Annotated in this window: 18 protein-coding genes and 1 pseudogene; 7 read left to right on the top strand and 12 right to left on the bottom strand. The window is 74.5% G+C overall.

Features of this window, described 5'->3' with window-relative positions:
• Window positions 1–25: 25 nt before the first annotated feature.
• On the bottom strand, window positions 26–382 hold the full coding sequence (locus RNL97_RS11080) for a hypothetical protein (RefSeq protein ID WP_050500222.1): 357 nt from the start codon (window positions 380–382) through the stop codon (window positions 26–28).
• 239 nt (window positions 383–621) lie between these two features.
• Here RNL97_RS11080 and RNL97_RS11075 point away from each other — a divergent pair, with 239 nt between their 5' ends.
• From RNL97_RS11075 to RNL97_RS11065, 3 genes are all read left to right on the top strand, one after another.
• Window positions 622–4353: an ABC transporter ATP-binding protein gene (locus tag RNL97_RS11075; RefSeq protein ID WP_030592385.1), complete on the top strand. Its 3732-nt coding sequence runs from the start codon at window positions 622–624 to the stop codon at window positions 4351–4353.
• A gap of 131 nt (window positions 4354–4484) precedes the next feature.
• A complete protein-coding gene (locus RNL97_RS11070) occupies window positions 4485–4937 on the top strand; it encodes a hypothetical protein (RefSeq protein ID WP_234313520.1) in 453 nt (150 codons plus the stop codon).
• Window positions 4938–5015: 78 nt separating this feature from the next.
• Complete coding sequence (locus RNL97_RS11065) at window positions 5016–6500, top strand: S28 family serine protease (protein WP_243314073.1); 1485 nt, start codon at window positions 5016–5018, stop codon at window positions 6498–6500.
• 42 nt (window positions 6501–6542) lie between these two features.
• Here the strand turns inward: RNL97_RS11065 and RNL97_RS11060 are convergent, their stop codons facing one another.
• The 10 genes and pseudogenes from RNL97_RS11060 to RNL97_RS11015 all read right to left on the bottom strand — a co-directional run bounded on the left by RNL97_RS11060 (window position 6543) and on the right by RNL97_RS11015 (window position 17545).
• Window positions 6543–7193, bottom strand: coding sequence for a hypothetical protein (locus RNL97_RS11060; protein WP_243314072.1), 651 nt, complete (start codon window positions 7191–7193; stop codon window positions 6543–6545).
• 124 nt (window positions 7194–7317) lie between these two features.
• Entirely contained in the window at window positions 7318–9150 is a 1833-nt protein-coding gene (locus RNL97_RS11055) for a glycoside hydrolase family 3 protein (protein WP_030592373.1), read from the bottom strand.
• 44 nt (window positions 9151–9194) lie between these two features.
• Window positions 9195–9547: pseudogene (locus tag RNL97_RS33085) on the bottom strand (type 2 periplasmic-binding domain-containing protein); the annotation flags it as partial.
• Window positions 9548–9627: 80 nt separating this feature from the next.
• On the bottom strand, window positions 9628–10416 hold the full coding sequence (locus RNL97_RS11045) for a sugar phosphate isomerase/epimerase family protein (protein WP_030592371.1): 789 nt from the start codon (window positions 10414–10416) through the stop codon (window positions 9628–9630).
• Window positions 10417–10526: 110 nt separating this feature from the next.
• On the bottom strand, window positions 10527–11144 hold the full coding sequence (locus tag RNL97_RS11040) for a GAF domain-containing protein (RefSeq protein ID WP_243314071.1): 618 nt from the start codon (window positions 11142–11144) through the stop codon (window positions 10527–10529).
• A complete protein-coding gene (locus tag RNL97_RS11035) occupies window positions 11128–12045 on the bottom strand; it encodes a S8 family peptidase (protein WP_313750639.1) in 918 nt (305 codons plus the stop codon). The genes RNL97_RS11040 and RNL97_RS11035 overlap by 17 nt, the downstream gene beginning before the upstream one ends.
• Window positions 12042–15308, bottom strand: a complete 3267-nt coding sequence (locus RNL97_RS11030) for an adenylate/guanylate cyclase domain-containing protein (RefSeq protein ID WP_030592365.1) — start codon at window positions 15306–15308, stop codon at window positions 12042–12044. Before RNL97_RS11030 ends, RNL97_RS11035 begins: the two co-directional genes overlap by 4 nt.
• A 103-nt stretch (window positions 15309–15411) precedes the next feature.
• The gene (locus tag RNL97_RS11025; RefSeq protein WP_030592363.1) at window positions 15412–15630 is read right to left on the bottom strand and encodes an aroma-sacti cluster domain-containing protein; all 219 of its coding nucleotides are present in this window, start codon (window positions 15628–15630) and stop codon (window positions 15412–15414) included.
• On the bottom strand, window positions 15627–16352 hold the full coding sequence (locus RNL97_RS11020; protein WP_030592361.1) for an iron-containing redox enzyme family protein: 726 nt from the start codon (window positions 16350–16352) through the stop codon (window positions 15627–15629). The genes RNL97_RS11025 and RNL97_RS11020 overlap by 4 nt, the downstream gene beginning before the upstream one ends.
• Complete coding sequence (locus RNL97_RS11015) at window positions 16349–17545, bottom strand: radical SAM family protein (protein WP_030592359.1); 1197 nt, start codon at window positions 17543–17545, stop codon at window positions 16349–16351. The genes RNL97_RS11020 and RNL97_RS11015 overlap by 4 nt, the downstream gene beginning before the upstream one ends.
• 321 nt (window positions 17546–17866) lie before the next feature.
• Between RNL97_RS11015 and RNL97_RS11010 the strand changes: the two genes are divergently transcribed.
• The 4 genes from RNL97_RS11010 (at window position 17867) to lanKC (ending at window position 22425) form a co-directional block, all read left to right on the top strand.
• Window positions 17867–18028, top strand: a complete 162-nt coding sequence (locus RNL97_RS11010) for a hypothetical protein (RefSeq protein ID WP_164873496.1) — start codon at window positions 17867–17869, stop codon at window positions 18026–18028.
• A 93-nt stretch (window positions 18029–18121) separates the two neighbouring features.
• Complete coding sequence (locus tag RNL97_RS11005) at window positions 18122–18271, top strand: hypothetical protein (protein ID WP_199814260.1); 150 nt, start codon at window positions 18122–18124, stop codon at window positions 18269–18271.
• A 212-nt stretch (window positions 18272–18483) separates the two neighbouring features.
• Window positions 18484–19791 carry an MFS transporter gene (locus tag RNL97_RS11000; protein WP_030592356.1) on the top strand — a complete coding sequence of 436 codons (1308 nt, stop codon included), beginning with the start codon at window positions 18484–18486 and terminating at the stop codon, window positions 19789–19791.
• A gap of 12 nt (window positions 19792–19803) precedes the next feature.
• Entirely contained in the window at window positions 19804–22425 is a 2622-nt protein-coding gene (gene lanKC / locus RNL97_RS10995) for a class III lanthionine synthetase LanKC (RefSeq protein ID WP_030592353.1), read from the top strand.
• Here the strand turns inward: lanKC and RNL97_RS10990 are convergent.
• Window positions 22412–24388: an AfsR/SARP family transcriptional regulator gene (locus tag RNL97_RS10990; RefSeq protein WP_032766704.1), complete on the bottom strand. Its 1977-nt coding sequence runs from the start codon at window positions 24386–24388 to the stop codon at window positions 22412–22414. The two genes, lanKC and RNL97_RS10990, sit on opposite strands and share 14 nt — an antisense overlap.
• Between the last annotated feature and the right edge of the window lie 116 nt (window positions 24389–24504).

Raw genomic sequence — 24504 nt, 5'->3', positions numbered from 1 at the left:
CACCCGCGGGTGCGCCGCCCACCCGCTACGCCTTGCCCGCCGCCGTCCCGCTCCAGGCGTGGAAGCCGTCGCCGAACTGCTCCTGCTGCGTGTCGCCGAACGAGCGCGGCAGGCTCAGGGTCTGCGGCAGCAGTGCCGGTATCGCGAGGAACAGCGCCTCGGCCTCCGTCCCCTTGCGCCTGGCCCGCGCCGCCATGAGGAACTCGACCGCCCGGTTCAGCGGCTTGTGCAGATGGTCGTACGGGCGCTTCGCCGCCCGGGCCCGTGCACCGGGCTGATCCAGGGCCGACCTGCCGTTCGGCGAGGCCAGCTTCTCCAGAGCCGTGATCACGGCGTACAGCTGTCCGCAGCGGTAGGCGTCGGTCGGCAGAGCGTTGGCCATGGGTTTCCTCCCCGGTCGGTCGCGATGCCCATCACTACCCGTGCCGCATCCGGACTACCCGTGGGACACCGGCCGAAGCCGGGCCCACGAACCCGGGGTCGGACCGGTCCTACGCCCCTGGCCCCATCCGCCCCCGCCCATCGGCCCGGTTTGCCGTCCCGTTTGTTGCGGCGGGATGAAATCCGCCCTCCACCGCGTTGGTGCCTTCCGGAAGATCGATCGGGACGGGGAGGCAACGCGTGACGGGCGCAGAGCAACAGGGGTGGGGCCGGCGGCTGACCGGGTATGCGTGGCGGTACCGCCGGAACGTCGTGCTCGCCCTCGGCTCGTCGCTCGCGGGCATGGCCGTCATGGCCCTCGTGCCGCTCATCACCAAGGTGATCATCGACGACGTGGTCACCGACCACACCCGCTCCCTCGCCGTCTGGACCGGGCTGCTCATCGGCGCGGCCGTCCTCGTCTACATCGCCACCTACATCCGCCGCTACTACGGCGGCCGGCTCGCCCTGGACGTCCAGCACGATCTGCGTACGGACATGTACGCGACGATCACCCGGCTGGACGGGAAACGTCAGGACGAGCTGTCCACCGGCCAGGTCGTCGGCCGGGCCACCAGTGACCTCCAGCTGATCCAGGGGCTGCTGTTCATGCTCCCGATGACCATCGGGAACGTGCTGCTCTTCCTCATCTCCCTGGTCATCATGGCGTGGCTCTCCCTCCCGCTCACCCTCGTCGCCCTCGCCGTCGCCCCCGCGCTCTGGTTCATCGCCCGCCGTTCCAAGACCCGCCTCTTCCCCGCCACCTGGTACGCCCAGAGCCAGGCCGCCGCCGTCGCCGGAGTCGTCGACGGGGCCGTCTCCGGGGTCCGGGTCGTCAAGGGGTTCGGGCAGGAGGACCAGGAGACCGGGAAGCTCCGCGAGGTCGGCAGACGGCTCTTCGCCGGGCGGCTGCGCACCATCCGGCTGAACTCCCGCTACACCCCCGCCCTCCAGGCCGTGCCCGCCCTCGGCCAGGTCGCCATGCTCGCCCTCGGCGGCTGGCTGGCCACCCGGGGCGAGATCACCCTCGGTACGTTCGTCGCCTTCTCCACCTACCTCGCCCAGCTCGTCGGCCCGGTCCGGATGCTCGCCATGGTCCTCACCGTCGGCCAGCAGGCCCGTGCCGGTGTCGAACGCGTCCTGGAGCTGATCGACACCGAGCCGTCCATGGAGGACGGTACGAAGGAGCTGCCCGCCGACGCCCCGGCCGGGATCGAGTTCGACGACGTACGGTTCGGTTATGACGAGGAGCGCCCCGTGCTCGACGGGTTCTCGCTCACCGTCGAACCCGGCGAGACCGTCGCCGTCGTCGGCGCGTCCGGCAGCGGCAAGTCCACCGTCTCGCTCCTGCTGCCCCGCTTCTACGACGTCTCCCACGGAGCCGTCCTCATCGGCGGCCACGACGTCCGCGAGCTGACCCAGGCCTCCCTGCGCGCCGCCATCGGGCTCGTCCCCGAGGACAGCTTCCTGTTCTCCGACACCGTCCGGGCCAACATCGCCTACGGTTTCCCCGACGCCACCCAGGAGCAGATCGAGACGGCCGCCCGCGCCGCCCAGGCCCACGGCTTCATCTCCGACCTGCCGGGCGGGTACGACACCACCGTCGGCGAGCACGGGCTCACCCTCTCCGGCGGCCAGCGCCAGCGCGTCGCCCTCGCCCGCGCCATCCTCACCGACCCCCGGCTCCTCCTCCTCGACGACGCGACCTCCGCCGTCGACGCCCGGGTCGAGCACGAGATCCACGAGGCGCTGGCGCAGGTGATGGCGGGGCGGACCACCCTCCTCATCGCCCACCGCCGCTCCACCCTCCAGCTCGCCGACCGCATCGCCGTCCTCGACGGCGGGAAGCTCGCCGCGATCGGCACCCACGAGGAGCTGGAGCGCACCTCCGCCCTCTACCGCCGCCTCCTCACCGACCCCGACGAGCTGGGCGCCACCTCGCCCGGCCACCGGCCGCCGCGCACCGAGGCGGACCCCGAGGACGACCGCGCCCTCCAGGAGGAGCTGGACGCCGAGTTCGACGCGGAGCGCGGTATCACGCCCGAGCTGTGGATCCGCCGGGAGGAGGATCGGGACACCACCGTCGCCGGTATGCCCGCCACCCCCGAACTCCTCGCTCAGGTCGAGGCGCTGCCGCCCGCCACGGACACCCCCGAGGTCGACGAGGCCAGCGCCGTGCGCCCGGAGGAGTCGTACGGGCTGCGGAGGCTGCTGCGCGGCTTCGGCGCGGCCCTGCTCATCAGCCTCGGGCTCGTCGCCGTGGATGCCGGAATGGGGCTGCTGCTGCCGGTCCTGATCCGGCACGGCATCGACGAGGGCGTGAGCCGGCTCTCGATCGGCGCGGTGTGGGCGGCCTCCGCGATCGCGCTGGTCGTCGTGGTCGTGCAGTGGGTGGCCCAGACCGGCGAGATCCGGATGACCGGCCGGACCGGCGAACGGATCCTCTACTCGCTCCGCCTGAAGATCTTCGCCCAGCTCCAGCGCCTCGGCCTCGACTACTACGAGCGCGAGCTGACCGGCCGGATCATGACCCGGATGACGACCGACGTCGACGCGCTCTCCACGTTCCTCCAGACCGGTCTCGTCACCGCGTTCGTCTCCGTGGTCACCTTCTTCGGCATCATGGTCGCGCTGCTCGTCCTGGACATCCAGCTCGCCCTGGTCGTCTTCGCCACCCTGCCCGTGCTGGTCATCGGCACGTTCTTCTTCCGGCGCAGCAGCGTCAAGGCGTACGAACTGGCCCGGACCCGCATCAGCGCCGTCAACGCCGACCTCCAGGAGTCCGTCGCCGGTCTCCGTATCGTCCAGGCCTTCGGCCGGGAGCACGACGGGGCGGCCCGCTACGCCGAGCGCAGCGACAGCTACCGCCAGGCCCGGGTACGCGGCCAGTGGCTGATCTCCGTCTACTTCCCGTTCGTCCAGCTGCTGGCCTCCGTCGCCGCCGCCGCCGTCATGATCGTCGGCGCGGGCCGGATCGACAACGGCACGCTGACCGTCGGCGCGCTGGTCGCCTACCTCCTCTACATCGACCTGTTCTTCGCCCCCGTCCAGCAGCTCTCCCAGGTCTTCGACGGCTACCAGCAAGCCACCGTCTCCCTCGGCCGCATCCAGGAACTGCTGCGCGAACCCACCTCGACCGCCGACCCGGACGAGCCGCTCGACGTGCTCTCGCTGCGCGGCGAGATCGCGTTCGAGGACGTCTCCTTCGCGTACGGGGGCGAGGAGGAGGCCCTCAGCGGCATCGACCTGCACATCCCGGCCGGGCAGACCGTCGCCTTCGTCGGGGAGACGGGGGCCGGGAAGTCGACCCTGGTCAAGCTGGTCGCCCGGTTCTACGACCCCACGGGCGGCCGGGTCACCGCCGACGGCACGGATCTCCGCAAGCTCGACATGACCGCCTACCGGCACCGCCTCGGCGTCGTCCCGCAGGAGGCGTACCTCTTCGCCGGGACGGTCCGCGACGCCATCGCCTACGGAATGCCCGACGCCACCGACGCCGCGGTGGAGGCCGCGGCCCGCGCGGTCGGCGCGCACGAGATGATCGCCACGCTGGAGGGGGGCTACCTCCACGAGGTCGCCGAGCGCGGCCGTAACCTCTCCGCCGGGCAGCGCCAGCTCATCGCCCTGGCCCGCGCCGAGCTGGTCGACCCGGACGTCCTGCTCCTGGACGAGGCCACCGCCGCCCTCGACCTGGCCACCGAGGCCCTCGTCAACCAGGCGACCGACCGGCTCACCGGCCGGCGGACCACGCTGGTGGTCGCCCACCGGCTGACGACGGCCGCCCGCGCCGACCGTGTCGTGGTGATGGACCACGGACGCGTCGCCGAGGACGGCACGCACGACGAGCTGCTCGCCCTGGACGGGCAGTACGCCCGGCTGTGGCGCACCTTCATGGGCGAGGGCATAGGGGAGGACGAGCCCGCGGCCGCCTGAAGGCCCGCCGGGGGAGGCCTGCCGGGCGGCGGGTCTCCCGGGGCCGGGGACCCGTGCCGTGCAACCTCTCGCGCGTCTGCTGCGTCGTAGCCAGGGACGCGCGGGCGTACGGATGTCAGGTGGGGGCGAACGTGTTCGACGGAACTGCGGGGCCGGTGGGCCCGGACGGGGCTGCGGGACCGGCCGGAGCGGTGAAGCCGGTGCGGCGGCGACGGCTGCCGCTCGTCGGCCTCCTCGTCCTGCCCCTGCTGGGCGGACTCGTCCCTCTTCTCGCCGCCCCCGGTACCGCCCAGGCCGCCTCCGCCTGTTCCGGCCGCCCGGCGAAGACGGTCGAGTTCTCCACGGGAGAGCTGCGCGTCTACAAGACCCGTGCCCACGCCTGCGCGGTGACCGTCGCCAAGAAGCCCGGCAAACGGCGGACGATGAGCGTCACGCTCCAGGCGCGCGGCGGACACGCGGTCTCCGACAAGGGTTCGTACACGAAGATGGCTGGCCCGGTCACGGTCAACGCGCTGAACCGCTGTGTCCGGGCCACCGGCGCGATCGGCAAGAAGTCCGTCTCCACCGGGTGGATCCTCTGCTGACACGGACAACCAGGTCTGGCGTGGCGTGTGTTGCCCCGATAAGTTCACGGCGACTGTTGTGAATCAAGGGGAGAGTGCATGCGCAAGTCACTCACAGGGGTTCTCTCGCTCGCCGTGCTCATAGGCACGGTCGGAGCCACGGGGGCCTCGGCCGGTGCGGCCACCGCCGCGGAACCGGCCGCGAAGCGGAGCAGCGGAACCGCCCTCGGCGGCGAAGCGAGCACCGAGGACATCAAGGAACGCATCCTGGCGATCCCGGGCATGAGCCTGATCGAGGAGAAGCCGTACGCGGGCTACCGCTACTTCGTCCTCAACTACACCCAGCCGGTCGACCACCGGCGCCCGTCCAAGGGAACGTTCCAGCAGCGCATCACCGTGCTGCACAAGGACGTCTCCCGCCCGACGGTCTTCTCCACCAGCGGGTACAACGTCTCGACCAACCCCAGCCGCAGCGAGCCGACACAGATCATCGACGGCAACCAGGTCTCCCTGGAGTACCGCTTCTTCACCCCCTCCCGCCCGGCTCCGGCCGACTGGTCCAAGCTGGACATCTGGCAGGCCGCCAGCGACCAGCACCGGGTCTTCGCGGCGCTGAAGAAGATCTACGGCAAGAAGTGGCTGGCCACCGGCGGGTCCAAGGGCGGCATGACCGCCACCTACTTCGAGCGCTTCTACCCGAAGGACATGGACGGCGTCGTCGCCTACGTCGCGCCCAACGACGTCGTCAACGACGAGGACTCGGCGTACGACCGGTTCTTCCGCAACGTCGGCACCAAGGAGTGCCGCGACAAGCTGGCCGGCGTGCAGCGCGAGGCGCTGATCCGGCGGGCCCCGCTCCAGAAGAAGTACAAGGAGCAGGCCGCCGCCAACGGCTGGACCTTCAACACCATCGGCTCCCTGGACCGCGCCTACGAGGCCACGGTCATGGACTACGTGTGGGCGTTCTGGCAGTACAGCCTGGTCGCCGACTGCGTGGACATCCCGGCCGACGCCAAGAAGGCCACGGACGACGACATCTGGAACTCCGTCGACTCCATCTCCGGCTTCTCCGCCTACGCCGACCAGGGCCTGGAGACGTACACCCCGTACTACTACCAGGCGGGCACCCAGCTCGGATCGCCGGACATCGAGCAGCCCTGGCTCGGCAACCTGAGCCGCTACGGCTACCAGCCCCCGCGCAACTTCGTGCCCCGCTCCATCCCGATGAAGTTCGACCGGGGCGCGATGCGGGACGTCGACCGCTGGGTCCGGCACAACGCCCGGCAGATGATGTACGTCAACGGCGAGAACGACCCGTGGAGCGCGGAGCCGTTCCGTCTCGGCCGCGGCGCGAAGGACAGCGCCGTTCACACCGTCCCCGGCGGCAACCACGGCGCGCGGGTCTCCGGTCTCCCGGAGGCCGAGCGGGCGAAGGCCACCGCCGACATCCTGCGCTGGGCGGGCGTCGCCCCGGCGGGCGTCGAGAAGGACCCGGCGAAGGCGAAGCCGCTGGCGAAGTTCGACAGCAGGCTGGACCAGCGCAACGGCGAGGTCGAGCGCGACGAGGCCACGCTGCGTCCGTAGTCGTCGCTGGTTGCTCGCGTCGGGCGCCCGTCGGTCGCACCGTCACCATCCGGTGGACCGGCGGGCGCACCCCACCGGCCGCTCCCCGCGCAGGGAGACGAACAGGTCCGTGTCGTCCGGGCACTGGGCCCGCCGCCGCACCGCCGACTCCACCCGGTAGCGCGGGGCGCGGCCGCCCGCGTCCGCGCAGGCGGTCTCCGTGACCTCGCCCGCGCGGGATGCGGTGACGCAGTCGCCGACGACGGTCAGCGGTCCGCCGCCCTGTCCCGGGTCGCCCGGGTGCGGGGGCTCCAGGTTCCGCATGCAGGCGTAGCCGGTGGTGAGCCGGGAACGGGCCCCGGTGCCGGTCTCGGAGACATGCAGGACGAAGTCGGTGGCGTCCGGGCAGGGCGGGCCCGACGACGGGGTACCGAGGTGCCGGGCGAGGACGGCGGCCGCGGCCTTCTCGCTGCGGCAGAACACCTCCCGGATCACCGGGCCCCGCGAACTGCAGTCCCCGGGCCCGAGGAACACCACTCCGTACGGGGACGGGCCGGGCGGGGCGGGGACGGGCCCCCGGTCGTCGGCGACCGTAGGGCCCGGGGCCTCGCAGGCCGTCAGCAGGAGCACGGCGGCGGCCACCGCCAGGAGCACGCGGGCCGGCAACGGGGCGGGCCGTCGGCTCCGGGCCCCCGGGGACGTGCGCTCATCCATGAAACCCCCCAGTACGTCACCGAAGACGTACACCCGGCGTGGCCCCGCCGGAGCGGGGCCACGCCAGATGCGGGGGTGCTTTGCGCCGATGGTCGGAGGCCGGGGGCGTCCGGTCGCCGTAGGGCTAGTACGACAGCCCGTGGCCCACCGGGTACAGCACCTGTGTGGGGTCGTCCGCGCGCTGCACCGGAACCGGCAGGGTGCCCTCCGGCTCGGCGCGGCCCGCGATCACCCGTGCCGCGGCGCGCAGTTCGACATCGGTCCAGGAGTACGCGGCGAGGCTCGCCGCGACGCCGGTCCCGATGAGGTGGGCGATGTCGTACGGGTTGCGGATCGCGACGGTGACGACGGGGACGCCGGTCGCCACGAGCGCGGTCACCAGCGCGCGCTGCGAGCTGCTCGCCGTGACGTTGTAGGTCGCCACGACCACCGCGTCCTTGCCCTCGGCGGCGGCGACCGCCTCGTCGATCTTCGCCCGGGCGGGGGCCGTGCCGGTGGACAACGCCCGTGCGATGAAGCCCAGTTCGCCGAAGGCGTGGGCCAGGGTGCTGGTCGGCGGGCCCGTCGTCCCGGAGGGCGAGGCGGGATCGGCGCCCACCACCAGCAGGTTCCGGTGGGTGCGCCGGGAGAGCGGCAGCAGCGAGCCCGGGTCGGCGAGCAGGGTCGTCGTGCGCTCGGCGATCCGGTCGGCGGCGGCCCGGTGCGCGCGGCTGCCGACCGTGCGCTCGACGCCCCGATGGCTGACGAACGGGTCCCGGAACAGGCCGAGTCCGCTCTTCAGCCGCAGGATCCGCAGGATCGATTCCTCGATCCGCGCCTCGCTGATCTCACCGCTGCGGACCGCCTCCAGCACGGCGTTCCAGGCAACGGAGAGGTTCGGCGGGTTGAGCAGCTGGTCCACGCCCGCCAGCAGCGCGAGGACCGGAACCCGGGCGTCGCCGTACTTCGTGCGCACCCCCTCCATGCCGAGCGAGTCGGTGACCACCACCCCGTCGTAGCCCAGCTCCTCGCGGAGGATGCCGGTGAGGATCGGCCGGGAGAGCGTGGCCGGGTCCTCCGACGGATCGAGGGCCGGGACGACGATGTGCGCGGTCATGATCGAGTCGATCCGGGCCCGGATCGCGGCGCGGAACGGCGGGGCGTCCAGCTCCTCCCACTGTGCGCGGGTGTGGTTGATGACGGGCAGCCCGGTGTGGCTGTCGGTGTTCGTGTCGCCGTGGCCGGGGAAGTGCTTGGCGGTCGACGCGATACCCGCGCCCTGGTAGCCCTTCACCTGCGCCGCGACCAGGTCGGCCACGGAGTCGGGGTCGGAGCCGAAGGACCGTACGCCGATGACCGGGTTGGCCGGGTTGACGTTGACGTCGGCGTCCGGAGCGTAGTTCTGGTTGATGCCGAGCGCGGCCAGCTCCGCGCCCGCGATCCAGGCCGCACGCCGGGCGTCGGAGCGCGAGCCGCCCGCGCCGAGGGCCATCGCGCCCGGCAGCAGCGTGGCGGGTTCGCCGACCCGGCAGACGATGCCGTGCTCCTGGTCGGTGGAGACGAGCAGCGGCACCCGGTGGCGCTCGGCGAGCGCGGCGCGCTGGAGGCCGTTGGAGAGGTCGGCGATCTGGTGCGGGTCGCGGGTGTTGTGCGCCCAGGTGAAGTAGATGATGCCGCCGACGTGGTACGTGGAGATCAGCTCGGCCGCCGTACGGACCCCGATCTCCTTGAGGTTCGCGTCGATGTCGGCCTGGTCGGGGTCGGTGGCGGAGTGCCCGTAGACCCGCATCACGAAGAGCTGGCCGACCTTCTCCTCCAGGCTCATCCCGGCGATGATCCGCCGCAGCCGGCGGTCGGTGGAGATGTTCGTGGAGGGCGCGGAGGCGACGGCGGGCGGGGTGAGGGCGCCGGTCGCCGCCGCGGCGGTGACGGCCGCGGTGGCGGTGAGGAGGGTGCGTCTTGAGGTGCGGTGGGGCACGTGAGCTCCTTCCCGGGGTGAAAGAAACTTCCAAGGAAGTACGCTTATAGGGAAAATAACTTCCGGTCAAGAGGCCGTGCCGGGCCCGTGAGTGACGTGCCGCCGGAAGAGTGGGAAGGGTGGGACACGAGGGACGGCCGTCGGGCCGGTCCCACGCCGGTCCGGCCGCCGCACCGTGCCCGCAGCGCCTCCACCGCGGCCGTGATCGCCGGGCGCCCCGCCGCCTCCGTACGCCACAGCCCGTACAGCCGCCGCTCCGGCACCGGGTCCAGACGCACCGCCACCACCCCGTCCGGGAGCGGCCCCCGCCCCGGCCGGGGCATCATGGCGCTGCCAGGCCGGCGGCCACCGCGGTGTCCGCCCGGTACCGGATGCCGGGCTCGTGGCCCGCCGTGCGCGTGAGCCCGCTGCGCTGGTGGGCGGGGTGGCGCCGACCTCGGGCGTCGGGGCTCCGGACCGCCGCGCCCCGCCGCTCGACTACTGCTTCGGGGCCCCGAGCCGCAGCAGGTGGTCACGGCCGGCGCCCAGCAGACCCGGCAGCTCCGCGGCCCCCGGGTGCCAGCGCTTCTCGTACTCCCAGCACACCCACGTGTCCGGACCCGCCCCGTCCAGGCACTCCGCCAGCGGCAGCACCCCGGAGCCCAGCGGCAGCGGAGTGAGGTCCTCCGCGGAGGCGACGTCCTTCACCTGCACGTAGCCCAGGTGCGGGGCGAGCACCGCGTGACTGGCCGCGGGCTCCTCACCGGCGAGCCAGGTGTGCAGCACGTCCCAGATCGCGCCGACCCGGGGGTGCCCGACCGTGGCGACGACCCGGGCGACGTCGAGGCCCGCGCGGTGCGAGTCATGGGTCTCCAGCAGAATGCTCACGCCCATGTCGGCGGCGGCCGGGGCTGCCGCGCCGAGCCGCCGGGCGGCCGTCGCGTCGGCCTCCGCCTGCTCCTGGTCGCCGCCGCCGGGGAAGACCCGGACATAGGGCGCGCCCAGGTCCCGGGCGAGCTTCACCAGCTCGGACAGCTCCGCGAGGACCGGCTCGTCGTCCCCCTCGGCGGCCACCTGGACGTACCCGGCGAGGGTGAGGATCTCCACCCCGCCGGCCTTGAACGCCTCGACCACGTCGGCCCGTTCCAGCGACGAGAGCCCCAGGTGCACGGGCTCCTCGGGGTGGACGCGCAGCTCCACCCCCTGGTAGCCGTTCCCGGCGGCGAGCCGGACCACCTCGGCGACCGGCGTCCCCGGCACCCCGAGAGTGGAGAAAGCGAGCTTCATCGTGCGTGTCCTTCCCTTGTGCCGACGCCCCGCTCCTGCCCGCCGGGCCGGTGGCTACTCCCTTGCCCCGGCCGTGCTGCTCCCGTACGCGACCCGGTACGGGGGCCGCTTCAGCCGACGCCCCGCAGCAGTCGCTCCAGGCTACCCAGCAGCTTCAGCGCGTCCTCGCGTTGCGCGCCCGCCAGCGTGGCCCCGGCGAGGGCCGTGCGCTCCTCGGCCTCCCGTACCCGCTCCGGGGTGATCACCCGCAGGGCAGCGGCGGCCTGCCGGGCGAACATCGCGAGCAGATCCAGCTCCCGTACCCCCGACCGGGCCTGCGGGGAGGGGTCCAGCACCTCCAGGACGCCCAGGATCCGGGCGTCGCTGATGAGCGGAGCCGCCATCAGTGCGTTCGGTACGTACGCGGTCGACTCCGCCAGCGAGCGGTCGAAGGACGGATCGGCGCTCAGGTCGTCGACCACCATCGGCTCGCCGGAGGTCGCCACCCACCCGGCGATCCCGCGCCCGGCCGGGAACCGGCGGCCCACGAGGAACTCCTCGCCCTGTCCGGACACGGCCTGGAAGACCAGCTCGTCGGCCTCCTCGTCGAGCAGGAACACCGAACTGGCCTCGGCTCCGAAGATGGCACGGGCAACGTCGACGACCGACTGGAGCAGCTCGCTGCGCGGAGCGTCGGCGACCGTGGTGGTGGAGGAGAAGGCGGCGGCGGATTCAGTTCTCGGAGTCATCACGGGTATCTCCTGCCGGAGTGGAAGAAGGACGCGGCGCGTGGCTCACGTTGGCCGCGGACAGATAGAGGGCGTTCTTGAGCTGGAAGGCCGTCATCCGGGGATGCGCGGACAGGACGCGGGCGCAGAGTCCGGCGACGTACGGCGTGGCGAAGCTGTTCCCCGTGGTGCGGATCGTCCGGCCGCCCAGCCAGGGCACGGTCACGTTCTGGCCCGGTCCGAAGAACTCCACGGGGGGCTCGGGGTTGTACAGGTGCAGTTCGGGGTCGTCCTCCTGGTGGCTGCCCACCGAGATCACGGAGGCGAACCGCCAGGGGAAGCTCTCCACCGGGGTGTTGTGCGCCGAGGCGACGATCACCGTACGGGCGAAGTAGGCGCTGTCCGCCAGGCTGTGCAGCTCCTGGGCGAACCGGGTACGGGTCGTCGACAGGCTGAGGTTGACCACGTCGAACCGCTGCTCCACCGCCCAGCGCAGCCCGGCCATCAGGATGTCGCCGGTGCCGGAGAACCGTTCGCCGAGCACCCGCACACTGTGGATCTCGCACTCCGGGGCGGTCCGGCGGATGATCCCCGCACACGCGGTGCCGTGGCCGCAGGTGTCCCCGGTCGTGGTCGGCTCGACGGTGATGTCGCCGCTCTCCCCGTCCTTGACGACCACCCAGGACCCGGCCAACGGGCCGACCAGCGGGTGGTCGCGCTCCACGCCCGAGTCCACGACGCATACGCGGACACCGCGCCCGGTGGCGGGCCCGGCCGGGCGGCCCAGTGGCGGCCCGGCGTCCGCCAGCACCGGTACGTCGTCGGGGCCGCGCCCGCGCAGACTCCAGGTCAGACCCTGGCCCGGGGCCGTACGGGCCCGGGGCCGTGCCGATCCCGCCTGTGCCGGTTCCGTGGTCGTCATCGGTCAGCTCCTCTCCTCGTGGTGGCCATCGGCAGGGGCGGGCGCGCGAGGAACCCGGAGACCCGGCGGAACCCCGGCAGATGCCCCTTGCCGGTGAAGTGCACCGCGGCCGCCCCGGCCGATGCCGCGGCCTCCGGAAGCCGGCCCAGGGCGGCGAGCGTGTGCGCCCGGTCCAGTTCGGCCGTCGCCTGCACCAGCGGGGAATCGGTGAGCAGCGACGCCCGCACAGCCTGTGCCGCGAACGCGGCCGCTTCCTCGGGTCGGTCCCGTGCCGTCAGCCGGGCGCGCAGCCCCGCCAGGTCCACCGCGTCCGCCCGGCTCAGCCCCGATGCGTCGCCGACGCCCGCCACGTGCTCGGCGGCCCGGTCCTCCCGGCCCTCGTCCAGCTCCAGGCGGGCCGCGTCCAGCGCCACCGCCGTCCGCATCCCGGCCGCCCCCGTGCGCCGGGCCGCCGCGTCCGCCCGGCCGAGCAGCTCCAGCGCGGCGGCGTTCCGGCCGGAGAGCGCCTCCACCGTGGCCCGGAACATCGGCAGGAAGACCTCCGCCTCCGCGAACCCCAGCTTCCCGGCCAGCCGCTCCGCCTCGGCCAGGCAGGCGTACGCGTCCTCGGCCGCGTCCTGGAGCGCGTACAGCACCGCCAAGGGGCAGTTGAGCGTGACCCGGACCGTCGGGCGGCCCGCGCCGTGCGTCGCCAGCAGGGTCCGGCAGCGGATCACCGCGGCGGGCACCGGGACCGGCCCGCGCCACAGGGAGATGCCGATCGCGCCGAGCGCCCCGGCCCGTTCCGGCTCCGCGCCGGCCAGCACCGCGTGCTCCAGGGCCCGCGCCTGGTCCCGCTCCGCCTCCTCGTGCCGCCCGGACCGCTGGAACTGCTGGGCGAGTCGCAGATGGGCCCGCGCCCGGCCGACCGAGTCCCCGGCCGCCTCGAACACCGGGAGCACGGTACGGGCCACGGCGGCGGGGCCGGGTCCGGGGCCGCCCGGGTCCAGCACCGCGAGCGCCAGCCGGGCGTGCGCGGCCTCCACCGTGTCGACAGCCATGTCCCTGACCTGGCGCAGCAGTTCGGCCCCTTCCGCGGCGCGGCCGAGCGCCACCCGCACCTCGCCGAGCCGTCGGGTCGCCGCCGGGTCGCCGGGGCGCAGGTCCACCGCCCGCTCCAGCAGGCCGTGCGCCCAGTGCAGGTCGGACCGGGCGGCGGCCTGCGCCCCGGCCCGGCCCAGCGCGGCGGCGGCCCGCTCGCGCAGCCGCCGGGCCCGGTCGTCCAGCAGGCCCAGCTCCGCGCGGTAGCGGTAGGCCCGCTCCAGGTGGCCGCCGACCGCACCGTCGCCGCTGCGCAGCACGCTGGGCAACTCAGCGGCCCAGGCGTGGCGTTCGGCCTTGGCCCGCTTGGACAGCGAGGCGTACGCGACTTCGTGCACGAGCCCGCTGCTGAACCGGTACGCCGCCTCGGCCGCCCGGTCTCCGCGGGCACCCGACTCGACCAGCCGTCGGCGAGCCAGTGCCTCCAGCGCCTCTTCCACGAACCGCTGTTGCGAGGTGGTCTCGTGGCCCTCCGCGGCCCGTACGGACAGCTGGAGCCGGACAAGTTCCGGTGCGGTGAACTCCCGGCCGATCACGGCGGCCAGGTCCACCACATCGCGCTCCGCCCGGGCCAGCGCACCGATACGCGCGCCCAGCAGGGCCTGGAGCGTGGGCGGCAGATCCTCGCCGGCCGGCCCGCCCCCGGCGTCCGCCCGGTCGCCGACCAGGAGCTGTTCCAGGTAGAGCGGGTTGCCCCCGGCCCGCGCCAGGAGCAGGTCCTGGCCGGGTGCCCCGTCGTCGTCGCCGGGCCGGATCGAAGCGTCACGTGCGGGGGGCCGGTCGTCCGCCGAAGGCGGCCCGCCGTCCGGGCCGGCCAGGACGGCGGCGAGCCGGGCGGCCTCCTCGTACGGCAACCCCGTCAGCTGGAGCAACGTCCCGGCATCGGAGAGCGGTGCGTCGTCGCCGCCCGGCCCGTCCGGCCGCCCCGCGCAGAGCACCAGCACGCCCGCGCACCCCGAGCCGTCCGCCAGCCGGTGCGCCGTGCGGACCAGTAGCGGAGCCGCCGCGTGCCAGTCGTCCAGCACCAGGACGACCGGGCGGACGCGGGCCACCCGTTCCAGGACCGTCGTCAGGGCCGCGCACATGTCCTCGAAGGGCGCGTTCGGCGTGCCGTCGCTCAACAGGCCCCCGGACAGCAGCGCCATCGCGTCGTCGACCGCCAGCCTCTCGGCCGCGTCCGCCGGGCGGCCGGAGTCCGTCGCGGCCAGCAGGGAACGCACCGCGTCGGCCAGCGGTGCGAGGGTGCCGTGGTCCCCGTAACTGCGGCACCGCCCCGCGCCGTGGGCGAGCCCGCCGGACGCCGACCGCCCCGCCAGCCACTCCCGTATCAGCCGGGTCTTTCCGATCCCCGCCTCCCCGGTGACCCGCAGCAGGCCGGCCGCGCCTGCGCCCACAGCCCGCTCCAGCGCGGCGTCCAGCGCCCGCCGCTCGGCGTCGCGCCCGACGAAGGGGACGTCGAAGCGGCGCAGCAGTTCGGGGTCGTCCGCGCCCAGCGCGAGCAGCCGGTGGGCCTCCACGCTGTCCCGCTTGCCCTTCAGCCGCAGCGGCCCCGTGGGCTCGGCGTTCACCGTCGGACCGGCGGCGAGCAGGGTCCCGGGGCCGATCAGGATCTCGCCCCGGCCCGCGTTCTGCTCCAGCCGGGCGGCGATGTTCACGGTCTCCCCGGAGACCAGCGCCTGCCGCGCGGTGCGGTCCGAACCCGCCACCACCTGACCGGTGTTGACGCCGATCCGGATGGCCAGCTCGATGCCGAGGGTGGCGTCCAGCTCTTCGTTCAGCCGGGCCAGCGCCCGGCGCATCCCGAGCGCCGCCGCCAGCGCCCGACGGGCGTCGTCGTCCCGGACCACCGGGACGCCGAACACCGCCATCACCGCGTCCCCGATGAACTTCTCCGGGGTGCCGCCCCGCGCCACGATCTCCGCACTCATCGCCTCGAAGTACCGCAGGGTCACCGTGCGCAGCGTCTCCGGGTCGAGCACGCCGGACAGGGCGGTCGACCCGACGAGATCGCAGAACAGCACGGTCACCGGCTTGCGTTCGTCACCGGGCGGGGGTGCGGCGGCGGCCGGTCCGGCCCCGCCGGCCGCGACGGCGGGGGCAGCGGCGGTCGCGCACGGCGTCCCGCAGGACGAGCAGAACCGGGCCGTCGGCGGCAGATCCTGCTGGCACGAGAGGCAGTTCATGACGGTCCTTCTCTCCGGGATGTCGGGCGGGTACGGGCCCGGCGGCGGTGACCGCGGCGCCGGGCCCGTGCCGCCGACCGGGCGAAACCGGGGCGGGCCGGGGTCAGAACAGCGCGCCCCCGGCGATCTCGCCGTGCGCCTGGACCTCCGGTCCCACGGCGTCCAGCCGGCTCTTCACATCGAGCAGCAGCGCCAGTTCCTCCGGAGTCAGCCCGCTCAGCACCTCGCGCTGCTCCTCGGTGAGCAGGTCGACGGGGAAGCCCGCCTCGTACAGCGCGTGGGGAAGCGGCGGACGTCCGCCGTTCTCGGGTGGTCCGGTCATGGTGTGACTCCCATCGGTGAGACAGGTCCGGCTCCCCGCGGCGACGGCGTCGGCGCGGAGCGCCCGAGCCGGACGAACAGCCGGGTGAGCGCGTCGAGGGAGTGGAGGGCACTGACCGCCACGGCCGCTTCCCGGTCCCGGCCGAGCGGCAGCCGGTCCAGGAGCGCGTACAGCTCGTCCAGGTGCGCCGTGTCGAGCACCGAGTGCTCCCGTACGGTCCGCAGGGCGGCGGCGGGCAGCCCGGTGTGCCGGGCGATGCGGTCGGTCAGGCCGGGCGCGGGCGCGTAGCCCTCCAGCACGGCGATGTAGCCGAGCAGGGCGACCGGGTGGTGGTGCTCGATCCAGTAGTACTGGGACCCGACGAGCGAGGCGACCAGCGGAGGGGGCGGCGGGCCGAGCGCGTCCTCGGGCGCTCCGCCCGCCGCCCGGAGGTCCTCCAGCAGCCAGGCGTCATGGCCCTCCTCCTCCCGGATGTGCTCCGCCAGATACGCGGCGAGCGGCGCCGCGAGCGGGTCGCCGGAAGCGGTGCGGGCGCGGAGGCGGTCGAGGGCCAGCTCCATCAGCGGGACGGAGGCCCGGATGACGGCGTGCATGGTGCGCAGATACGTCCGGTAGCGCGGCAACAACCCTTCGGAACGCCACATGTGGTGCGTCGCGCCCCGGAACTCCGGCTCCAGCAGCAGGAGTTTGGTCCGCAGCCGGGCGGAGGCGCCGGTGCTCATCGGACGTCCCGTTCGCCGGTCTCCGGCAGGGCCGGCCCGCCCGCGACGACCAGCGGCGCGTACGCCGCACAGCCGTGGCGGCGCACGATGCCCTGCGCCCCCTCCCGGGAGCCGCGCATCGCGGCCGTCAGATCCAGCAGCTCCCCGGCCGCGCCGCCCGCCACCGTCCGCGCCCCGGCCGCCACCGCCTCGTCGCCGCCCAGCGCCCGGCAGCCGTCGCAGTAGGAGCCCGGCCGGGGGCCGGAACCGTACCGGGCGGCCAGATGCGTCGGTCCGACCGTGCGGAGCATCCGCAGCACCGGGGATTCCAGCGCCCGGCGGCGTACGGCCGCCCAGTCGTCCTCCGCGATATGGCCGAGGTCCAGATGGGCCGGTACGGGGCGGCGGTCCACGGTGTCCTGGTTGCAGCAGGCCAGCACCCGGCCGTCGAAGGCGACCACCGGCCAGGCGGCCATCGGGCACGGGGACGCCGCGGCCGGGTCGGGTCCGGTGCGGGCGGCCCGCGCCCAGGAAGCGGCCCGGCCGAACGGCCGCACCTCGTTGACCAGGCACGGCACCTGGCCGCCGAACTCCTTGGCAACCGCCCGTGTGAGGTCGGCGAGGTACGGGTCCGAGCCGCCGGTCCCGGTGAGGTGGAGGCTCACGGCCACCCCCTCCTCCCGGACGAGGTGCAGGGCGCGGAACACGTCGGCCCGCGGCACCTCGCGTTCGTGGTGGGCGTCGAGGGAGGCCGAGAAATGGTCGACCGAACGGATCGCGCGCAGGATGGCGGGCGGAATCGCCCCCCTCCGTCCGCCCCGCGGAGCCCCGTCCCGCCCGCCCGTGAGCCCCCCGCCCGGCGTGCCGCGCCAGCCGCGTCGGCCGCCGCCCCGCCCGCTCCCGCCCCGGGCGAAGAACATGCCGCTCAGCAGGGCCGTACGGGACCCGGCGTCCCGCGCCAGGGTGCTCAGCCGCTCGGCGAGCGCGGGCAGGAGCAGCGGTTCCCCGCCGGTGAGCATGACCACGTCCGGCCGGTTCTCCACCGTGAACGAGCCCACGAAGCGCTCCAGTTGAGCGGCGTCCGGCTCCTGGCGGGTGAACAGGCCCGACCCGGTCGAGCAGTGCGCGCAGCTCAGCGGGCAGCGCCGGGTGAGGCCGAGCAGCAGGCCTGCGGCGGGGAAGGGCCGCCGTGCGACGAGTTCGGCGAGTTCCATGCGGGCCGCCTCCTTCGGGGCCGGGGCGCGTCGGGCGCGTACCCAGGCTGTGGGCCACCGGTTCGAGGACGGTCCGAAGGCGCTTCGGCAGCGGTATGGGCCCAGGTCGCAGCGGGTTCCCGGGGTGGTGGCCGGGCCCGCCGGGGGCGCCCGTGCCGCCGCGAGCTGGCTCGATACCGGTGCCATACCGGCGGCGAAGCGATTGCCAGGCCCGGCTTCCTAACTTTCTCGGCAACGGCAGGCACCGCCCGCCGCACCGGACACCGCGGGGGTTCCCCTCGGGCGTACCGGTTCCGCAGTGACGAGTGGATGGAGACCACCATGTCCGAGAACACGAAGCCGGCCGGCGACGAGACCAACGAGACCCCCGAGGTCGAGGCGCACTCCGTCCTGGACCTCCAGGAGACCTCCGTCAACGCCGACCGCGACATCATCGCGCCGCCCGGCAACTGCATCAGCGTGCTCAGCGTCGTCGAGAACTGATCTCGCCCCGCCGCACACCGCGTATCGCACACCGCACGAACCAGGGGCACGGCCCCAGCGTTTCGGCCCCGTGACGAGTGGATGGAGACCACCATGTCCGAGAACACCCAGCCCGCCGGCGACGAGACCCCCGAGGTCGAGGCGCACTCCGTCCTGGACCTCCAGGAGACCTCCGTCCAGGGCGGCGACACGACCGACGGCAACTGCATCAGCGTGCTGAGCGTCGTCGAGCAGCAGCGCTGAACCGAGCGCTGAACCCACCGGGCCGTGCGCCGCGGCGGGACGAGGCCGAGACCTCGCCCCCGCGGCGCCCGGCCGGCGGACAGGCGGTACGGGGCGGCTCCGCGAGCGACGGGAGCCGCCCCGCCGCGCTTCCGCCCCGGCCTACCCCCGCACGACGCCCCCCGAGCTTCCGCCCCGAACGCCCCCGCCCGCCGATCTCCGGGAGCCTGCCGATGGCCACGCCCCTCCGCTCCAACCGGGACTTCCGGCTGCTCTGGATGAGCGGCCTGTTCGCCGTTCTGGGCAGCCAGATGAGCGCACTCGCGCTGCCCCTGCTCATCCTCAAGGAGACCGGCTCCGCCGTGCAGGCCGGCACCGTGGGGACCGTCTCCATCTGCGCCGTGCTGATCACGATGCTGCCCGGCGGCGTCATGGCCGACCGGGTCGAGCGCCGCCGGCTGATGCGGCTGTGCGACGCGGGGAGCCTGCTCGCGGTCACCGCCCTGACCGTCGCCGTGTGGAACGGCCACGCCCCCATGGTGCTCGTCCTGCTGGTCGCCACCGCCGGTGCCGTACTGAACAGCGTCTACGCCCCCGCCGCCTTCGGTCTGCTGCGCGCGGTCGTACCGCCGGACCAGATGGGCACGGCGACCGCCCGGCTCCAGGCCCGTACCGCCACGGTCCGGCTGGTCGGCCCGCTCGTCGGCGGCGCGCTCTTCGGCGTCCACGAGGCGCTGCCCTTCACCGCCCAGTTCCTGGGCCTGTTCCTGTCGACCGTCTGCGTGGCCCTCGTGCGCACCCGCTCGGCCGCCCACAAGAAGGCCGGGTCCGTCTTCAGCCGCGACGAGCTCACCGCCGGGCTCGGCTTCCTCTGGCGCCTGCCCTACCTGCGTACGGTGCTGCTCGTCTTCGGTCTCGGTATGAACTTCGCGTTCGGCGCCCTGACCTTCACCGCGCTCGCCGTCTTCTCCGAGGGCGGCCGCTCCGGGCTCGGCGGCGGCTTCGTCATCACCTGTGTCTCGGCGGGTGCTCTCGTCGGCGCGCTGCTCGCCCCCCGGCTCTCTCCCGACCGCCATATCCGGGCCCTCCTGGTCGTCACCTGCTGGAGCTGCGTGCTGACGGCGGGGGTGCTGGCCTGGCTCAGCAGCCCGCTGGTGGCGGGGCTGCTCTGCGCGGTGTGCATGGGCCTGTCGACCGTCGCCAGCATCGGCTTCCTGTCGACCCTGCTGGTCGTCACCCCCGAGGACCGGGTCGGCCGGGTGCAGAGCGCGGCCTCCTTCCTGTCGTCGATCGTCCAGCCGTTCGGCCCGCTCGCGGGCGGCGCGCTGCTGACCGCGCTCGGCCCGCGCAACGCCTTCGGCGTGGTCGGCGCGGTGCTGGCCGTCTCGGCGGCGGTCATGACGCTCGCCCCCTCCGTACGGTCCGGGGCCGTCCCGCCGCCCGCGAGCCCCGCCGCACCGGACGACGAGGCCGACGTCCCCGGTCCGCGCGAGCCCACGCCTCGCCCCGTCCCCGACGCCGCCGGTCCCGGCGCACTCTGAGGAGGTAATGCCGTGCCCGGCATCCAGGAGACCCAGCTGTACTGCCTCGCCGACCGCCGGTACTACGACACCCCGGCCCGGCTCCCCGACCAGGAGACCCGCTACCGACTCGACACGGCCGAGCCGCCCGACGGATGGCGGCGCGTGGCCGGCGGGCTGTGGACGTCACTGCTGCCCGAGGGCTGCGATCCGGCCGAACAGGGCTGGAAGATCCACGTGTCGACCGTCCCCGACGAGGCGGCCCGCACCCTCCGCGACACCGCCGCGATCTGCCTCCGGCACCGGGTCCCGTTCAAATTCCTCCGCAGTGAGCAGGCGCTCCTGCTGATGTCGGGGAAGTACATGTCCCGGGGCAGCGCGGGGAAGTTCCTCACCCTCTACCCGCCGGACGAGACGGCCCTGACCCGCCTGCTCGACGAACTGACCACGACCCTGTCCGGCCGCCGGGGCCCGTACATCCTGAGCGATCTGCGCATCGGCGACGCCCCCGTCTACGTACGGTACGGCTCCTTCGTCGACCGCTGGTGCCACGACGCCCGGGGCGAGCGGGTGCCCGCCCTGCGTCATCCCTCCGGTGAACTCGTGCCCGACGAACGGGGCGTGGTGTTCCGCACGCCCGCCTGGGTGAAGGTGCCCGAACTGCTGCGGCCCCACCTCGCCGCCCGCGCAGCCGCACGCGACGACTCCTTCCCGTACACCGTCACCGAGGCGCTCCAGTTCTCCAACGCGGGCGGCATCTACCTCGCCCGGCACCGGGAGACCGGCCACCGGGTCGTGCTGCGCGAGGCCCGCCCGCACTGCGGGCTCGACGCGGTGGGCGACGACGCCGTGGCCCGGCTGGAGCGCGAGCACCGGGCCCTCACGGCGCTGGCCGGGCTCGACTGCGTACCGGAGGTGTACGGCGTACGGACCGTGTGGGAGCACCGGTTCCTGATGACGGAGTACGTCGAGGGGCCCACCCTGCTCGACGAGATCGTGGCCCGCTTCGCGCTGGTACGCGGAGCCCGTACGGCGGACGAACTCGCCCCGTACACCGCGTGGGTGGACCAGGTGACCGGGCAGCTCGCCGACGCACTGCGCCAGATCCATGGCCGGGGCCTGCGCTTCGGGGATCTGCACCCCTCCAACATCATCCTGCGGCCCGACGGCCGGCTCGCGCTCGTCGACTTCGAGTACGCCACCGGACTCGACGACGAACAGACCCCGTTGGCCGGTGCTCCCGGCCTCCAGGCCCCGCCCGGCACCCCGGGTGCGGAGGCCGACGCCTACGCCCTGTGGGCCACCTGGCTCACCATGCTGATGCCGCTGACCGAGATGGCCTCCCACGACCGGGCCAAGGCGCTCTCCCTGGAGTCCTGGGCCAGGGAGCGCTACGGCCTCGCACCCGACGCCGGCCCGGCCCGCCCCGCCCTGCTGCGGGCGGCGGAGCGCGCCGCCGACCGGGAGGGCGAGATCGCCGCCCTCCTCGGCGGGCCCGTGCCCGACTGGGCCGAACTGCGCGCCCGGCTGATCGCGGGTATCCGCGCGGGCGCGACGCCCGAGCGCCGCGACCGGCTCTTCCCCGGCGATCCCAAGGGCTTCGCCACCGGCGGTACGGATCTGGCGCACGGCGCCGCCGGGGTCCTCTACGCCCTCCACCGCGTCGGGGCCCCGGTCCCGGCCGACTGGACCGACTGGCTCGCGGAGACCGCCCGCCGCCGCGACCCCGCAGCCCCGGGCGGCCTCTACGAGGGGCTGCCGGGCACAGCGGTGACACTGGCGCTGCTCGGCCGCCCGGACGAGGCGCGCGAACTGTTCGCCCGGACCGTCGAGGCCACCCGCCCGTCCCCCTCGGCCGACCTGCTGACCGGGCGCGCGGGCATCGCCCTGGCCGCCGTCCGCCTGGCCACGGCCGGACCCGGCGCCCCGGACCCGGAGCTGCTGGACACCGCCCTGCACACCGCCTGGGACCTCGACTGCCTGGTGCGGGGCGAGACGGTGGCGGGCGGACCGGCGGCCCCGCCGTCGGCCGGACTGCTGCGCGGGCTCAGCGGGGCGGCGCTCCTCCACCTCGAACTGCACGCGCTCACCGGTGAGGAGTGGCTGCTGCGCGCCGCCCGCACCGCCCTGTACCGGGACTCGGGCCACTGCGTCGCGATGGACGACGGCACGGTCCAGGTCAAGGACGGCCGCCGCCACCTGCTCTACCTCGACCAGGGCAGCGGCGGCTTCGCCCTGGTCGCCCGTGCCTACCTGGCCCGACAGGAAGCGCCCGCGCTCGCCGGACTGCTGCCCGGGGTGCGCAAGGGCTGCGGCAACGAGTTCGTGCGCGAGCCGGGGCTGTTCACCGGACGCGCCGGACTCGTCTCCACCGCCCGCCAGTTGGAGGACGGCGGCCCGGCCGGGCCCGAGGTCCTCGCCTCCGTGCGCAACCTGTCCTGGCACCTGGTCGCCGACGGGAACCGGCTGCTGGTGCCCGGGTCCCGGCTGCGGCGCTGCTCCGCCGACCTGGCCACCGGGGCGGCCGGGCTGCTGCTCGCCCTGCACTTCCTCGCCGGAGCGGACGCCGACGGAGCCGCCGCACCGGAAGGGCATGCCCCCCGGGGCGACGGCCACCGGCCGCACGATCTGCTGAAGCTGCTCACCCTGGGCTGAGGGCGGGGGCGGCAGGCGCGCCGGTCCGGTCCCCCGGCCCTTGCTGCTCGCCCGCCGCCCGCTGCTCGCCCGCTGCCCGCTGCTCGCCCGCTGCCCGCTGCTCGCCCGCTGCCCGCTGCTCGCGCGCGAACAGGCAGAGAAGACGCGGCACTTCGTACAGCGCCGCATGCGCGGTGACCTCGCCTGCGGGGGAGGTCACCGCACCGGCGTCGATCAGCGCTTCCACGGCCCGGATCGCCGCCCGCTCCCCGCAGCCCAGCGCCACCGTGGCCCGGTCCAGGGTGAAGCATCCCTCATCGGCGAGCCCGGCCAGCCGCCCCAGCACCCACCGGTTGCCATCGGCCAGGTCGTGCCAGCCGGACGCGATCCGCTCCCGTACGGAGACGTCCCCGGCGACCAGTTCGTCGAGCGCGGCCGACGGGTCGTCGAGCCGGTCCGCGTACTCCGCCAAGGGCAGATGCCGCAGTACCGCCAGCCGCATCCCGCTCACCTCCACCGCCAGCGGCAGCCCTCCACAGGCGCGGACGATCCGCAGCGCCGCCCCCGGGTCCGTCCGCAGCCGCCCGGCGCCGATCAGCTTCCCCAGCAGCTCCAGCGCCTCCCCGTCCGCCAGCGCCGGCAGCGCGATCCGGTGCACCGGGGCGAGTCCGGACAACTGCCCCCGGGCGGTGACCAGTACGGCGCACTTCCCCGACCGGGGCAGCAACCCTCGTACGGACGCCTCGTCCGGCACGTCGTCCAGGACCACCAGCGCCCGGTGCCGGGCCTGCCACTCCTGCCAGGCCTCCGCGAGGACCGCGAGGGCACCGGCCGACGCGGGGGCTTCAGCGCCTGCCGGCGTCGCGGGGGCCTCCGCGCCTGCCGCCGCCACCCCGCACCAGCGCCCCAGCTCCGCCAGGATCTCCGCCCGGCCGCGCGCCGCGCCGTCCTCCCCGCGCACCCGGACGTGCACGCGGCCGTCGGGGAACGGGTCGGCGAGCAGGTGCGCCGCCCGGACCGCCAGCGCCGACTTCCCCGCACCGCCCGGACCCGAGACGACCACCACGCGCTCCTCGCCACCGCCCAGGACGTCGAGCAGGTCCCGTAGCTCCTCGCGGCGGCCGGTGAACGCCCCCGTACCGGCGGGCAGCGCCACCGGGCTCGGCGTCTCCCGGGGCGCGGCCGGCCGCCGCGCCTCACGCCCCCGGCCGAGCATCGACCGGTACAACGCCGCCATCGCCGGACTCGGCTCCAGGCCCAACTCCCGTGCCATCAGCTGCCGGTAGTCGTCGTACACCGCCAGCGCCTCGGCCTGCCGGCCGGACTGGTGCAGGGAGTTCATCCAGGCGGCCCGCAGCCGCTCCCGCAGCGGATGGCGCTCCACCAGATCCCGCAGCCCGTCCACCGCGACGGCGGCCCGGCCCAACTCGATCTCGGCCTCCGCCCAGTCCTCGTACACCGTGAGACATCGGGCCTCCAGGCGGTCCGCCTCGTCGGCCACCCCGGCCGAGTCCCGCAGATCGTTCAGCGGCGGCCCCTCCCACAGGTCGAGCGCCTGGCGCAGCAGCCGGGCGGCGCCGGGAAGATCGCCCCGCTCCGCCGCCGCCCGCCCGGCCCGGGCCAGCGACCCGAAGCGCAGGGTGTCCAGTTCGTCCTCGGCGATGCGCAGGAGATAGCCCCCGCAACCGTGCACCAGCCGGTCCGTGCCGCCGTCCCCGCCGGGGCCCAGGAGGGCGCGGGCGGCGCTGATGTACACCTGGAGGTTCTTACGGGCGGTGCGGGGCGGATCGTCCGGCCATACCGCGTCGGTCAACACGTCCACCGGAACAGGGGTGTTGGGCCGCGCCAGCAGGGTGGCGAGGACCAGGCGCTGCTTGCGCGGGCCGAGCGCCAGCTCACGGCCGTCCCGCCGGGCGGTCAGCGGACCGAGCAGGGAGAAGTGCACGGTACCGGCGGCACCGGTACGGACGGGAGGTCGGGTCATCAGCGGGCCTCCGGGAGGGGGACGGGCGGCGGACTGGACCGTACGCACGGCCGATCCTGCTGCCGCCCGGGCCCCCGCACATCGGGGTCCCGCCCGCATTTTCCGCCCGGGCACCC

It is taken from the genome of Streptomyces parvus (assembly GCF_032121415.1).
Classification (GTDB): domain Bacteria; phylum Actinomycetota; class Actinomycetes; order Streptomycetales; family Streptomycetaceae; genus Streptomyces; species Streptomyces globisporus_A.
This window is presented reverse-complemented; position numbering and strand designations above follow the sequence as displayed.

Coding starts and splice junctions, on each gene's coding strand:
- RNL97_RS11080 (WP_050500222.1), bottom strand. CDS start 382: ATGGCCAACGCTCTGCCGACCGACGCCTACCGCTGCGGACAGCTGTAC.
- RNL97_RS11065 (WP_243314073.1), top strand. CDS start 5,016: ATGCGCAAGTCACTCACAGGGGTTCTCTCGCTCGCCGTGCTCATAGGC.
- RNL97_RS11060 (WP_243314072.1), bottom strand. CDS start 7,193: ATGGATGAGCGCACGTCCCCGGGGGCCCGGAGCCGACGGCCCGCCCCG.
- RNL97_RS11045 (WP_030592371.1), bottom strand. CDS start 10,416: ATGAAGCTCGCTTTCTCCACTCTCGGGGTGCCGGGGACGCCGGTCGCC.
- RNL97_RS11040 (WP_243314071.1), bottom strand. CDS start 11,144: ATGACTCCGAGAACTGAATCCGCCGCCGCCTTCTCCTCCACCACCACG.
- RNL97_RS11035 (WP_313750639.1), bottom strand. CDS start 12,045: ATGACGACCACGGAACCGGCACAGGCGGGATCGGCACGGCCCCGGGCC.
- RNL97_RS11030 (WP_030592365.1), bottom strand. CDS start 15,308: ATGAACTGCCTCTCGTGCCAGCAGGATCTGCCGCCGACGGCCCGGTTC.
- RNL97_RS11025 (WP_030592363.1), bottom strand. CDS start 15,630: ATGACCGGACCACCCGAGAACGGCGGACGTCCGCCGCTTCCCCACGCG.
- RNL97_RS11020 (WP_030592361.1), bottom strand. CDS start 16,352: ATGAGCACCGGCGCCTCCGCCCGGCTGCGGACCAAACTCCTGCTGCTG.
- RNL97_RS11015 (WP_030592359.1), bottom strand. CDS start 17,545: ATGGAACTCGCCGAACTCGTCGCACGGCGGCCCTTCCCCGCCGCAGGC.
- RNL97_RS11010 (WP_164873496.1), top strand. CDS start 17,867: ATGTCCGAGAACACGAAGCCGGCCGGCGACGAGACCAACGAGACCCCC.
- RNL97_RS11005 (WP_199814260.1), top strand. CDS start 18,122: ATGTCCGAGAACACCCAGCCCGCCGGCGACGAGACCCCCGAGGTCGAG.
- RNL97_RS11000 (WP_030592356.1), top strand. CDS start 18,484: ATGGCCACGCCCCTCCGCTCCAACCGGGACTTCCGGCTGCTCTGGATG.
- RNL97_RS10990 (WP_032766704.1), bottom strand. CDS start 24,388: ATGACCCGACCTCCCGTCCGTACCGGTGCCGCCGGTACCGTGCACTTC.